The organism is Streptomyces swartbergensis (genome assembly GCF_002148965.1).
Lineage (GTDB): Bacteria > Actinomycetota > Actinomycetes > Streptomycetales > Streptomycetaceae > Streptomyces > Streptomyces swartbergensis.
In genome coordinates this window covers 1-13,264 of record NZ_NGFN01000249.1, presented here as the reverse complement: position 1 = coordinate 13,264, position 13,264 = coordinate 1, and the positions used below count along the sequence as shown (strand labels likewise).

The following is a 13,264-nucleotide window of genomic DNA, read 5'->3' as shown; positions in this document are numbered from 1 at the left end:
ACCGTGGGCTGCACGCTCACCGGGTTCGTCGTCGAAGAAGCGGCGGAACACCAGGTACTCGGCGCCGATCGCCACCAGCCAGGGCAACGCCATCAGTGCCGCGAACCGGGTGAAACTCAGCCCGCTCGCCGTGAAGGCCAGCAGGTTGGTGAGGTTGGAGACCGGCAGCAGCAGCGAGGCGGTGTTCGACAGGTGGGCGCACGCGTAGAGGTGCGGCCGGGCCTGGACGCCCATCCGGGTGGCGGTGGCGAGCACCACCGGTGTCAGCAGGACGACGGTGGCGTCCAGACTGAGCACGGCCGTGATGACGGAGGCCAGCGCGAACACCGCCGTCAGCAGCCGCGCGGGACGCCCCGCCGCCCAGCGGGCCATCCACGCCCCGCACGCCGTGAACAGCCCCTCGACGTCGCAGAAGTGCGCGAGCACCAGCACGGCCGCGAGGAAGCCGACCACGGGTCCCAGCCGCTGGATCTCCTCCCACGCGTGGTCCGGCGGGATCAATCCGACGGCGACCGCGAGCCCGGCGGCGGGAACCGCCGGCACGGCCTCGGGCAGCCCCCGCGGACGGAGCACGGCCCAGACGAGCACGGCGGCCAGCAGCGCCACGGACAGGACTTCGGCGAGCGGGGTGTTCAGGGCGGCGTCCTCCGCGACGTGATCAGGTCGTGCCCGCCCATGAAACCAGGCGCCGGTAAGAGCACTACGAGAACCCCGTCGCCCTCACGGCCCGCTGCCCGCCGCGGGGCAACGGAGAAACCGCGACCGCTCACATCCCGTCGAGCAGTTCCAGCTCCGCCCAGATCGTCTTGCCCTCGGCGGTGTGCCTGCTGCCCCAGCGCTGGGTGAGCTGGGCGACCAGGAGCAGACCGCGGCCCCCCTCGTCCCAGGTCTTGGCACGGCGCAGGTGCGGGGCCGTGTGGTTGGTGTCCGACACCTCGCAGATCAGCGTGGACGCGTCGTGGATCAGCCGCAGCCGGATCGGCGGGGCGCCGTAGCGGATGGCGTTGGTCACCAGCTCGCTCACCACCAGCTCCGCGGTGAACGTGGCCTCGATCAGCCCCCAGCGGTCGAGCTGGTCGACGACCTGCTTGCGGATGGGGGCCACGAGCGCCGGGTCGGCGGGGATGTCCCAGGTCGCCACCTGGGAGGACGGCAGACCGCGGGTGCGGGCCAGCAGCAGGGCCACGTCGTCGGCGGAGCCGCCCGGCGGGAGCAGGGCGTGCAGCACGCGGTCGCAGGTCTCGTCCAGGGAGTCGGAGGGGGCCGACAACGCCTCGCGGAGCATCCGGTGGCTCGCGTCGACGTCCCGCTCGCGGCTCGCGAGCAGCCCGTCCGTGTGGAACGACAGGACGCTGCCCTCCCGCAGCTCCACCTCGGCGGACTCGAACGGCAGCCCTCCGACCCCCAACGGGGGCCCCGAGGGCAGATCGAGCTGCCGGGCCGGGCCGTCCGGCGGGACCAGCAGGGGCTGCGGGTGCCCGGCCCGGGCCAGGGTGCAGCGCCGCGACACGGGGTCGTAGACCGCGTACAGGCAGGTCGCGCCCATCTCCCCGGTGCCGGCGTCGCCGCCGGACTCCTGGGACAGCCGCACGACCAGGTCGTCGAGGTGGGTGAGCAGCTCGTCGGGGGCCAGGTCGATGTCGGCGAGGGTGCGGACGGCGGTGCGCAGCCGGCCCATGGTGGCCGAGGCCTGGATGCCGTGGCCGACGACGTCGCCGACGACCATCGCGACGCGCATCCCGGACAGCGAGATCACGTCGAACCAGTCGCCGCCCACGCCGGAGCGGGTGGCCGGAAGGTAGCGGGAGGCCGCCTCCACAGCGGCGGTGCGCGGCAGTGTGCGGGGCAGCAGGCTGCGTTGCAGGGTGAGTGTCGTCTCGCGCTCGCGGGAGTAGCGGTGGGCGTTGTCGATGCAGACGGCGGCCCGGGCCGTGACCTCCTCGGCCAGCAGCACGTCGTCGGCGGTGAAGGGATCGGGGCGCCGGAAGCGGCTGAAGACCGCGACCCCGAGGGTCGAACCCCTGGCCTGGAGCGGCACGGACATGGTGGAGTGGATGCCGTACTCGCGGACCCGCCGGAACCGGACCGGGTCCCAGGCCAGCCACTTCTCGAGGTCGCCGCCGTCCGCTCCGGAGGCCACGATGGTGTGCCCCGCGATGAGCGAGGCGGCCTGCGGGGAGTCCTCCGGATAGACGTCCACCTGACCCGGCTTGGCCACGGCCTCGGGGCTGCCCGGGTTGACCGACTGGTGGGCGGCCCGGCGCAGGCTCACCGGTGGGGTCGGCGGGCCGGCGGACTCGCCGCCGTGCTCCCGTACGCCGAGCAGGTCGACGCTGACGAAGTCGGCGAGCGCCGGGACGCACACGTCCGCCAGCTCCTGGGCCGTCCGGGTGACGTCGAGGGTGGTGCCGATGCGCACGCTCGCCTCGTTGACCAGCTGGAGCCGCTCCCGTGACCGGTACTGGTCGCTGAAGTCGTGGGCGGTCACGCACACGCCCCGCACCCGCCCCGAGTCGTCGGTGAGCGGTGCGAGCCGGGCCAGCCAGGCGTGCGCGGCCCGGCTCTCTCCGCTGGCCTTCATGTACGTCTGCATGTCCTGCCGCCGGCCGGTGCTCAGCACGTGGCGCAGATACTCCTCGAGCTCCGCGTTCTGCGGCCGGCTGCCGATGTCGGTGGGCCGCAGGCCCCGCAGCCGGTCGGCGGGCAGCCCGAGGAGGTCCGCCATGGCGTCGTTGACGCCGCGCAGCCGCAGCCGCTCGTCGAAGATCATCGTGGCGCAGGGCGACTGCGTCAGGGCGGCCCGCACCAGCGGGTCGTCAGGCAGCTCCGGCAGGGGGGCCTCCGGCGGGGACACGGCGAGCCACTCGGCCGTCTCCGGGCCGTCCGGCGGTCTGCGGTGGGCGAGCACCCACGCGGAGACCGTGTGCCCGTCGCGGTGACGCAGCGTGAGTGTCCCGCTCCAGCGGGCGTCCTGCGGCACGGGCGGCGGTTCCGCTCCGTCGGCCAGCAGCTCGGTGGCCGGGCGGCCCAGCACCTCGGCGGCCGGGTGGCCCAGGAGGCGGTGTGCGCCCTCGCTCCACTCGGTGAGCGTGCCGTCGGCGGCGATGACGGCACGGGCGGCCACGCCATCGTCGAACGGCTCGTCCGGACTCATCGTCGCCACTCCATACGGACACTCACAGTGATCAGGGAGGTCGCTTGAGTTCCAGACTAGTCCGTGGGCGCCCGACATGAACCGGTAACCCCTGTGCCGCCCGGCGGCACACGGTCAAGGCGCAATTCCGGCCGATGTGACGCCCGGGGCAGAACGACGCTGCCGCACCCTTGACGGCCCGGTGTGACACGTCGACAGAATCTGTTTGTTCACGATGAGTTGTGAGTACTTCTGGGCCCTAATGAGGGAGAGCCGCCATGTCGGTCACGCGCAGATCGGTCCTGCTCGCCTCCGCCGCCGCGCCCGCGGCCGGAACACTGCTGGGCGCCCCGGAGGCGTGGGCCGCCGAGGAGGCGCGCGGCGCGTCCGGCCGCCGCGCCGTCGCCCTGCGCGACGGCTGGCGCTTCGCGCTGGTCAATCCGGGCGGGATCACCGACCCGACCGGCGCCTACGCCGACGCCGCCCTGCCCGACTACGACGACTCCGGATGGCGCGAGATCGCCGTCCCGCACGACTGGAGCATCGAGCAGACCCCCACCACCGAGCACGGCACCAGCAGCGGCACCGGCTTCCTCCCCGGCGGCCTCGGCTGGTACCGCCTCGCCTTCACCCTGCCGCCCGCCCTCGCGGGCAAGCGGATCTCGGTCGAGTTCGACGGGGTCTACATGGACTCCTCCGTCTACTGCAACGGCAAGGAGGCCGGTCGCCACCCCTACGGCTACACCGGCTTCGCCCTCGACCTCACCGACCTGGTGCACACCGACGGCAGCACCGAGAACGTCATCGCGGTCAAGGTCCAGAACCGGCTCCCCAGCAGCCGCTGGTACTCCGGCAGCGGCATCTACCGCGAGGCACGTCTGGTGATCACCGAGCCGGTGCACGTGGCCCGCTGGGGAACCCGCGTCACCACCCCCGAGATCTCCGCCGAACGGGCCGTCGTACGGGTCGACACCTCGGTCGTCAACGCGTCGGGCGCGGGCGCCGACGTCGAGGTCGTCTCCCGGATCGTCGATCCGAAGGGACGGACGGTCGCCCGTACCTCCTCCACGGCCGCCGTCGCCGACGAGAAGACCGAGAGCCACGAACTCACCGTCCGGCGCCCCGAGCTGTGGGACATCGCGGCCCCGCACCGCTACACCCTGCACACCGAACTGCGCGTCGGCGGCAGGACCACCGACACCTACCGCACGCCCTTCGGCTTCCGCACCTTCCGCTTCGACCCGGGCGAGGGCTTCTTCCTCAACGGCACCCACCACAAGCTCAAGGGCGTCGACCTCCACCACGACCTGGGCGCGCTCGGGGCCGCGGTCAGCATCGACGCCGTCCGCCGCCAGATGGAGATCATGCGGTCCATGGGCGTCAACGCCCTGCGCACCTCCCACAACCCGCCCGCGCCCGAGGTGATCCAGGTCTGTGAGGAGCTGGGCGTCGTCATGCTGGTGGAGGCGTTCGACTGCTGGCGCACCGGCAAGAACCGGTACGACTACGGCCGGTTCTTCGACGAGTGGTGCGAGAAGGACACCACCGAGATGGTGCTGGCGGCCCGCAACTCGCCCGCCGTGCTCATGTGGTCCATCGGCAACGAGGTCCCCGACTCCACCTCCACCGCCGGCCTCGCCATGGCCGACCGGATCATCGCCGCGATCAGGGCCGCGGACGACACCCGCCCGCTGATCATCGGCTCCGACAAGTACCGCCGCCTGCCCGCCAAGGGCTCCGCGGCCGACCTGATGCTGGCCAAGCTGGACGGCCTCGGCCTCAACTACAACACTGCCAAGTCGGTGGACCAGCTGCGCGCGGCCTACCCGCACCTCTTCCTCTTCGAGTCCGAGTCCTCCTCGGAGACCTCGACCCGGGGCGAGTACCAGGAGCCCGAGCACCTCAACACCGGCGAGAACTACACCCCCGGAAGGCGCGGGACCTCCTCCTACGACAACAACCTCGCCTCCTGGACCATGAGCGGCGAGTACGGCCACAAGAAGGACCGGGACCGCAAGTGGTTCACGGGGCAGTTCCTGTGGTCGGGCATCGACTACATCGGCGAGCCCACGCCGTACGACGTCTTCCCGGTCAAGGCGTCCTTCTTCGGCGCGGTCGACACCGCGGGCTTCCCCAAGGACATGTACTACCTGTTCCAGAGCCAGTGGACCGACAAGCCGATGGTCCACCTGCTGCCGATGACCTGGAACCACGCCGAGGGCGACACGGTCGAGGTCTGGGCGTACTCCAACGTCGACACCGTCGAACTGTTCCTCAACGGAAAGTCCCTGGGCGTACGGCGGTTCGACACCAAGAAGACCGTCGACGGCCGCACGTACCTGGAGACGACCGAGGCGACCGGCGACGACAAGACCTTCACCGACGGCCCCTACCCCGGCAGCTACACCAGCCCGAACGGCAGCGCCGGCAAGCTCCACCTGACCTGGAAGGTGCCCTACCGGCCGGGCGAGCTGAAGGCCGTCGCGCGGCAGGACGGCAAGGTGGTCGCCACCGACGTGCTGCGCACCGCCGGCGCCCCGCACGCGATACGCCTGACACCGGACCGCGAGTCCCTCGCCGCCGACGGGCGTTCGCTGGTCTTCGTGACCGCCGAGGTGGTCGACCGGCGCGGTGTGGTGGTGCCCGACGCTCAGCACCTGCTCTCCTTCGAGGTGGCGGGCGGCTCGCTCGCCGGGCTCGACAACGGCCGCCAGGAGAGCGCCGAGCGCTACCAGGCGAGCACCCGCACCGCCTTCCACGGCAAGGCCCTCGCCATCGTCCGCTCCGGCACCAAGACGGGCACGGTGAAGGTGACCGCCCGCGCCGACGGCCTGCGCACCGGTACAGCCACCGTACGCGCCACCCGGGCGGGGGACCGGGCCGAGACCGCCCCGCCCGTCTTCCGGCCGGAGCACCCCGCGCCCGTCGACTACCCGCACGCGGACGCCAGTTACTCCGGCCGCCCGGACACCCTGCCCGCCGCCATGCTCGACGGCGACCCGGCCACCGGCTGGTCCAACGGCTTCTACAAGCAGGCCACGGCCCTGCTGCCCGCCTTCGACGGCGCCCGCACCGAGGACTGGGTCACGGTCGACCACGGACGCACCCGCGGCTTCGACCGGGTGGACGTCTCCTTCACCGTGGACGCCACGCACAGCCTGCCCGCGGCGATCGAGGTGGCGGTGTGGGACGGCCGTGCGTGGCGGGCCGTGCAGGACACGGCGATCGACTGGGCCACCGCCTCCGACACCCCGACCGTGATCACCTTCAAGGCCGTCCGCGGTTCCCGGATCCGGCTCACGATGACGAGCCGCCACCCCGACGAGGCCCGGGGCGCCCTGCGCATCAGCCGGCTGGAGACCCCGGCCGCCTGAGTCCTCGGGAACGACGGTCCGGGCGGGCGGCGAACAGGCCAGTCCCGTCCGGACCGTTGACGGGGCGTCACATCAACCACAACCATGGCGGACATCCGCATCTGGGAGCGCTCCCACGCCGAGCGCCACCCGCACCTCCCAGAGGAGCCCAGACGTGAAACGACGCAGAACCGCCCTGTTGTCCCTGACGGCCCTCCTGGCGACCGCGCTCACCGCGCTGCCCTCCGCACCGGCCGGGGCCGAAGAGACCGAGCAGGTCAGGAACGGCACCTTCGACACCACCACCGACCCCTGGTGGGCGACCAGCAACGTCACCGCGGGCCTGTCCGACGGCCGGCTCTGCGCCGACGTCCCCGGCGGCACCACCAACCGCTGGGACGCCGGCGTCGGGCAGAACGACATCACCCTCGTGAAGGGGGAGTCGTACCGCTTCTCGTTCAGCGCGACCGGCACGCCCGCCGGGCACGTGGTGCGGGCCATCGTGGGCCTGTCGGTGTCGCCGTACGACACCTACCACGAGGTGTCGCCGCAGCTCAGCGTCTCCGGCGACACCTACTCCTACACCTTCACCTCGCCCGTGGACACCGCCCAGGCCCAGGTCGGTTTCCAGCTCGGCGGCAGCGCGGATGCGTGGCGCTTCTGCATGGACGACGTCTCGCTGCTCGGCGGGGTGGCGCCGGAGCCGTACGAGCCCGACACCGGGCCCCGGGTCCGCGTCAACCAGGTCGCCTATCTGCCCTCCGGGCCCAAGAACGCCACCCTGGTCACCGACGCCACGGCGAAACTGCCCTGGCAGCTGAAGTCTTCCGGCGGAACGGTGGTCGCCCGGGGCACGACCGTGCCGCGCGGCGTCGACGCCTCCTCCGGGCAGAACGTCCACTCGATCGACTTCGGCGCGTACCGCACGAAGGGCACGGGCCTCACACTCGTCGCCGACGGCGAGACCAGCCGCCCCTTCGACATCGACGCGAGCGCCTACGAGCGGCTCCGGGTGGACTCGGCGAAGTACTACTACACCCAGCGCAGCGGCATCGCGATACGCGAGGACCTGCGGCCCGGCTACGGCCGCCCGGCCGGGCACGTGGGCGTGGCACCCAACAAGGGCGACACCGCCGTGCCCTGCCAGCCCGGCGTCTGCGACTACACCCTCGACGTCAGCGGCGGTTGGTACGACGCCGGCGACCACGGCAAGTACGTCGTCAACGGCGGCATCTCCACCTGGGAGGTGCTGAGCACCCACGAACGCGCGCTGCACGCCCGCACCGGCGACGCCGGCAAGCTCGGCGACGGCACGCTCGCCATCCCCGAGAGCGGCAACAAGGCCCCGGACATCCTCGACGAGGCCCGCTGGGAGCTGGAGTTCCTGCTGAGGATGCAGGTGCCCGACGACAAGCCGCTGGCCGGCATGGCCCACCACAAGATGCACGACGAGCAGTGGACCGGCCTGCCGCTGCTGCCCAGCGACGACCCGCAGAAGCGCGAACTGCACCCGCCGTCCACCGCGGCCACCCTGAACCTCGCGGCCACGGCGGCACAGGCGGCCCGCCTCTACCGGCCCTACGACAAGGCGTTCGCCGACAGGGCCCTGGCGGCCGCCCGCAAGGCCTGGTCGGCGGCGCTCGCGCACCCCGACCGCTACGCCTCCGAGAGCGACGGCATCGGCGGCGGCGCCTACCCCGACAGCGACGTCACCGATGACTTCTACTGGGCGGCGGCCGAGCTGTACCTCACCACGGGCGAGAAGCGGTTCCAGGAGTACGTCCTGAAGTCGCCGGTCCACACGGCCGACCTCTTCGGCCCGCTCGGCTTCGACTGGGCCCGCACGGGCGCGGCGGGACGGCTCGACCTCGCCACGGTGCCGAACAAGCTGCCCGGCCGGGACAAGGTCCGCCAGTCCGTCGTCAAGGGCGCCGACCGCTACCTGGCCACGCTGAAGGCACACCCCTACGGCATGCCGTACGCCCCCGACGGCAACAAGTACGACTGGGGCTCCAGCCACCAGATCCTCAACAACGCCGTCATCCTCGCCACCGCGTACGACATCACCGGCGCCTCGAAGTACCGGGACGGCGCGCTCCAGAGCATGGACTACATCCTGGGCCGCAACGCGCTGAACATCTCCTACGTCACCGGCTACGGCGAGGTCAGCGCCCAGAACCAGCACAGCCGCTGGTACGCCCGCCAGCTCGACCCGAACCAGCCGAACCCGCCGAAGGGCACCCTCTCGGGCGGGCCGAACTCGAGCATCCAGGACCCCTACGCACAGAGCAAACTCCAGGGCTGCGTCGGCCAGTTCTGCTACATCGACGACATCCAGTCCTGGTCGACCAACGAGCACACGATCAACTGGAACGCCGCCCTGACCCGCATGGCCGCCTTCGTGGCGGACCAGGGGTAGGCCGGACGAGCGCGCCGGGTGCCGGGGGAGTCCGCCGACAGGACGCCTCCGGCACCCGCGCGTAGCCTGGTGCCATGCACGCGGTGCGGGTAGCCGGCATCGAGGTCGCCTACGACCGGGTGGGCCAGGGCCCGCCCCTGGTGCTCGCCCACGGCGCCACGACCGACGCCCGCCTGTGGCGTCCGCAGGTCGCGGACCTGGCCGACGAGTTCACCGTGATCGCCTGGGACGAGCCCGGCGCCGGCCGCTCCTCCGACGTACCGCCCTCCTTCGTCCTGGCGGACTACGCCCGCTGCCTGGCGGCCGTCATCGAGGACGTGGGCCTCGGTCCGGCGCACGTCCTCGGCCTGTCGTGGGGCGGGACCGTCGTACTGGAGCTCTACCGGCACCACGCCGAGCTCGTCCGGACGCTGCTCCTCGTGGACACCTACGCGGGCTGGAAAGGCTCGCTGCCTCCGGCGGAGGTGCGGTCGCGGGTCGAGGGGGCGGAGCGGATGCTCGCGGTCCCGGACGAGGAGTTCGCACCGACCATGCCCGGCCTGTTCGCCGGGCGGCCACCGGCCGAAGCCGTCCGTCTGCTGTCCGTGATGTCCGCCGACGCCCGGCCCCGGAGCATGCGGACGGAGCTCACCATCATGGCCGAGGCAGACCAGCGCGACCTGCTGCCCAAGATCACGGTGCCGACCCTGCTGCTGTGGGGCAAGCTCGACGCGCGCTCGCCGGTGGACCTCGTCGCCCGTCCGCTCCTGGAGGCGATCCCGGACGCCACCCTGGTCGTGCTGCCCGGCACCGGGCACCTCAGCAACATCGAGGCCCCGGAGCCGTTCAACCGGACTGTCCGGGAGTTCTGTCRCGCCCGTTCCTGAGCACGAGTTCCTGGGGCCGCTCATGGGCGGTCAGGGTGTGCAGCCGGGCCTGGTCGAGCGGCTCGTGCACCTCGACGTACTCGCCGTGCGGCAGCCGCTTGATCACGCCGGTCTCCCGGCCGTGCAGCACCAGCTCCCGGTCGCGCAGCTGGAGCCCCAGGCAGATCCGCCGGGTGACGACGAGGACGACCGCCGGGACGACGAACATCGCGATCCGCACCGCCCAGGTCACCGTGTTGATCGACAGGTGGAAGCGGGTCGCCACGATGTCGTTGCCGCCGCCCGCCAGCAGCACCAGGTAGAGGCTGATCCAGGCCGCCCCGATCGCCGTGCGGACCGGGCGGTTGCGGGGCCGGTCCAGCAGATGGTGCTCGTGCCCGTCGCCGGTGAACCTGGCCTCCAGGAACGGGTACACGCCGATGAAGAGCAGCAGCAGCGGGAACACCACGATCGGGATGAACACGCCCAGCACCAGCGTGTGGCCCCACAGCGTGACCTCCCAGCCGGGCATGATCCGCACCAGCCCCTCGGCGAAGCCGAGATACCAGTCCGGCTGGGCGCCCGTGGACACCTGGTCGGCGCGGTAGGGGCCGTACGACCACACCGGGTTGATCGTCGCCACCGCCGCCATCAGCGCGAGCACCCCGAACACCAGGAAGAAGAAGCCGCCCGCCTTGGCGAGGTACACCGGCATGAAGGGCGCGCCCACGACATTGCGTTCGGTGCGCCCGGGGCCCGCGAACTGGGTGTGCTTGTGGTACACGACCAGCAGCACATGGACGACGATCAGCGCCGCCATGACCCCGGGGATCAGCAGGACGTGCAGCGAGTAGAAGCGGGCCACGATGTCGTCGCCGGGGAACTCGCCGCCGAACAGGAACATCGCCAGGTACGTCCCCACGATCGGGACGGACAGCAGCGCGCCGTGCACGAACCGCAGGCCCGTGCCCGACAGCAGGTCGTCCGGCAGGGAGTAGCCGAACAGGCCCTCGAACAGGCCGAGGAAGAGCAGCAGCCAGCCGAACAGCCAGTTGACCTCCCGCGGCTTGCGGAACGAGCCGGTGAAGAAGTGCCGCATCATGTGCGTCAGCATCCCGGCGACGAAGACCAGCGCCGCCCAGTGGTGCAGCTGCCGGATCAGCAGCCCGCCGCGCACGTCGAAGCTGATGTCCAGCGTCGAGGCGTACGCCTCGGACATGCGCACGCCGTTCAGCGGCGTGTAACTCCCCTGGTACGTCACCTCGTTCATCGACGGATGGAAGAACAGCGTCAGGTACACGCCGGTGAGGACCAGCACCACGAAGCTGTACAGGCAGATCTCGCCGAGCAGGAAGGACCAGTGGTCGGGGAACACCTTGCGCAGGTACTTCCTGCCGAGCGTGTGGGTGCCGAGCCGGCCGTCGAACCAGTCGGCGAGGCGCTCGCCCCTCCCGGGCCGCTCGGCGGCGCTCACACCGCCTCCTTGGGCAGGTGGGCGAGCTTGTCCGGGTTGGCCACGACGTAGATGCCCCGCACCCGGTCGCCCTCCGGGGTGAGGTCCAGGACCAGGACGGCGTACGGCGCGTCGCCGTCGAACAGCACCGCCGCGTCGTCGCCGTTGACGCGCCGGTAGCGGAAGACGGGGTTGCTCGGGCCGCCCCGTCCGGACGTGAGCAGGCGGGCCACCTTGTCCCGGCCGTGCACCGGGCGCAGGCTCGCGGGCTTGCGCTTGCCGCCGGCGTCCGTCCAGGCCGTGACGTCCGGGGCGAGCACCTCCATCAGCTCGGCGATGTCCCCGCCGAGCGCCGCCCGCACGAACCGCTCGGTCGCCTCCCGCCGCACCCGCGGATGCGCCTCGTAGCGAGGCCGCCGCGCGTGCACGTGCTCCCGTGCGCGGTGCGCCAACTGCCGTACCGCGGCGGGGGAGCGGTCGATGATCTCGGCTATCTCGGCGTGCGGGTAGCCGAACACCTCGCCCAGGACGAACACGGCCCGTTCCAGCGGGGTCAGCGACTCCAGGACCACCAGCATCGCCAGCGACACCGACTCGGAGCGCAGGGCCGGGCCGTCGGCGGTGTCGGCGCCCTCGTCGGCGACCAGGGGCTCGGGCAGCCAGGAGCCCACGTACGTCTCCTGCCTGCGGCTGATCACGGCCCGGCGCCGCAGCGCGTGGTTGACCGCCACCCGGACCAGATAGGCCCGGGGGTTGTCGACGCCTTCCAGGGGAGCGCCCCCGCCGCGGGCCGTCCAGGACAGCCATGTCTCCTGCAGGACGTCCTCGGTGTCGGCGACGCTGCCGAGCATGTTGTAGACGACGCCGAACAGCAGCTCGCGGTGGTCGACGAACACCCCGGTCGCCTCGTCGAGCGGGGCGGCGGTGCCGGGTACGGGGATCTCGGTCATGCGTGGTCCTCCCAGAGACGCGCTCACTACTGGGAGCCGCTCGGGAACCCGGAATGTGACATCGCTCGGTGTGATGTGACGCAGATCTCTGTGGACGACCGGGGCGCGCCACCTCCGGTACCGCGAGATATGCCATTGACCTGCGGGTATTTACGAGTCAGTACCGGAGCGGTACCGTGAAGGCATGCCAGCTCTCAACGTGGAGTTCAGCGACCGCGAACTTGAGGACCTGCGGCAGATCGCCAAGGAGCGCGGTACGTCCATGAAGGCGCTCGTGCGCGAGGCGGCCGCGGCCGACATAGCCCGCCACCGGGCCCTCCAGGAGGGCGCGGAGGCCTTCCGCAGGTTCTTCGCGACCCACGCCGACGAGTTCGCCGCCGCCTTCCCCGACGACGAACCGCCCAGCAAGGGCGAAGGGCGGGCCGCCTGACCGATGGCACCCGTCATCCACATCGACGTGCCCTGGCTGCTCCAGCGCCACGAAGAGGTCCTGCCGGACCAGCCCACCGTCAACGACTTCTCCGCGCTGGTCGCCGCCGTCGCCCGGCACCGCGTCGACCCGCCGCGCCTCGGGGTGAACTCCGACGCGGCCTGGCGGGCCGCCGCGCTGCTGCACACCATCACCGTGCTCCGCCCGCTGCCCTCGGCCAACGCCCGCTTCGCGTGTGCGACGGCCGTGGCCTACATGTTCGTCAGTGGCGTCGGCATCGATCCGCCCTACGGTGCCCTCGTCGACCTCGCCCGCGACCTGATGTCCGGCACCACCGACGTCTACGGCGCGGCGGACCGGCTGCGGTCCTGGCAGATCTGAAAAGGTCGAAAACGGGTGCGACAGGCGTGCGTGCGTTCCCGTTTCTGACTTTCCGTCAACGGGCTTGATGTCGTACGGGCGCCTTGTTGGTCGTGTGCGGGTTGTGGAAGAGTGAAACAGACGTGCGGGGGGAATGGCCGAGTGTCGCACGCGTTTTGCAGACCGGGTCCGATTCGCCGTCGGTGAATTCGCACCCCCCGCGCCGCGCCAAAAGAGGTACGCACCCACCGGGCTCCTTTTTCGGCGGCAGGACTTCCGTGTGTCACATGCGCGTGGGAAGGAACCATCTCAGTGCCCACC

At 71.6% G+C, this 13,264-nt stretch carries 9 protein-coding genes; 5 read left to right on the top strand and 4 right to left on the bottom strand.

Annotated elements, in window-relative coordinates; all coding sequences use genetic code 11:
* Positions 1-606 (bottom strand): SLC13 family permease (locus tag CA983_RS30695; protein WP_279628485.1); only part of this gene is annotated, 606 nt, incomplete at its 3' end.
* 160 nt (positions 607-766) lie between these two features.
* Entirely contained in the window at positions 767-3,154 is a 2,388-nt protein-coding gene (locus tag CA983_RS30690) for a SpoIIE family protein phosphatase (RefSeq protein WP_086604079.1), read from the bottom strand.
* A gap of 257 nt (positions 3,155-3,411) precedes the next feature.
* Here CA983_RS30690 and CA983_RS30685 point away from each other — a divergent pair, with 257 nt between their 5' ends.
* From CA983_RS30685 to CA983_RS30675, 3 genes are all read left to right on the top strand, one after another.
* Positions 3,412-6,507 carry a glycoside hydrolase family 2 TIM barrel-domain containing protein gene (locus tag CA983_RS30685; RefSeq protein WP_086604078.1) on the top strand — a complete coding sequence of 1,032 codons (3,096 nt, stop codon included), beginning with the start codon at positions 3,412-3,414 and terminating at the stop codon, positions 6,505-6,507.
* Between the two features lie 154 nt (positions 6,508-6,661).
* Entirely contained in the window at positions 6,662-8,905 is a 2,244-nt protein-coding gene (locus CA983_RS30680; RefSeq protein WP_086604077.1) for a glycoside hydrolase family 9 protein, read from the top strand.
* A gap of 74 nt (positions 8,906-8,979) precedes the next feature.
* Complete coding sequence (locus CA983_RS30675; RefSeq protein ID WP_086604076.1) at positions 8,980-9,771, top strand: alpha/beta fold hydrolase; 792 nt, start codon at positions 8,980-8,982, stop codon at positions 9,769-9,771.
* Here CA983_RS30675 and qcrB read toward each other — a convergent pair.
* Entirely contained in the window at positions 9,731-11,224 is a 1,494-nt protein-coding gene (gene qcrB, locus CA983_RS30670) for a cytochrome bc1 complex cytochrome b subunit (protein ID WP_086604075.1), read from the bottom strand. The two genes, CA983_RS30675 and qcrB, sit on opposite strands and share 41 nt — an antisense overlap.
* A complete protein-coding gene (locus tag CA983_RS30665) occupies positions 11,221-12,153 on the bottom strand; it encodes a sigma-70 family RNA polymerase sigma factor (RefSeq protein ID WP_086604074.1) in 933 nt (310 codons plus the stop codon). The genes qcrB and CA983_RS30665 overlap by 4 nt, the downstream gene beginning before the upstream one ends.
* 184 nt (positions 12,154-12,337) lie before the next feature.
* Here CA983_RS30665 and CA983_RS30660 point away from each other — a divergent pair, with 184 nt between their 5' ends.
* Both CA983_RS30660 and CA983_RS30655 read left to right on the top strand, forming a co-directional pair.
* Positions 12,338-12,583: a hypothetical protein gene (locus CA983_RS30660; RefSeq protein ID WP_003994883.1), complete on the top strand. Its 246-nt coding sequence runs from the start codon at positions 12,338-12,340 to the stop codon at positions 12,581-12,583.
* Between the two features lie 3 nt (positions 12,584-12,586).
* Positions 12,587-12,964, top strand: coding sequence for a toxin Doc (locus tag CA983_RS30655; RefSeq protein ID WP_086604073.1), 378 nt, complete (start codon positions 12,587-12,589; stop codon positions 12,962-12,964).
* The last annotated feature ends 300 nt before the right edge of the window (positions 12,965-13,264 follow it).

What these genes read in the sequence shown, in the direction of transcription:
- CA983_RS30660 (WP_003994883.1), top strand. Translation starts at nt 12,338, where the DNA reads ATGCCAGCTCTCAACGTGGAGTTCAGCGACCGCGAACTTGAGGACCTG.
- CA983_RS30655 (WP_086604073.1), top strand. Translation starts at nt 12,587, where the DNA reads ATGGCACCCGTCATCCACATCGACGTGCCCTGGCTGCTCCAGCGCCAC.
- CA983_RS30665 (WP_086604074.1), bottom strand. Translation starts at nt 12,153, where the DNA reads ATGACCGAGATCCCCGTACCCGGCACCGCCGCCCCGCTCGACGAGGCG.
- CA983_RS30685 (WP_086604078.1), top strand. Translation starts at nt 3,412, where the DNA reads ATGTCGGTCACGCGCAGATCGGTCCTGCTCGCCTCCGCCGCCGCGCCC.
- CA983_RS30690 (WP_086604079.1), bottom strand. Translation starts at nt 3,154, where the DNA reads ATGAGTCCGGACGAGCCGTTCGACGATGGCGTGGCCGCCCGTGCCGTC.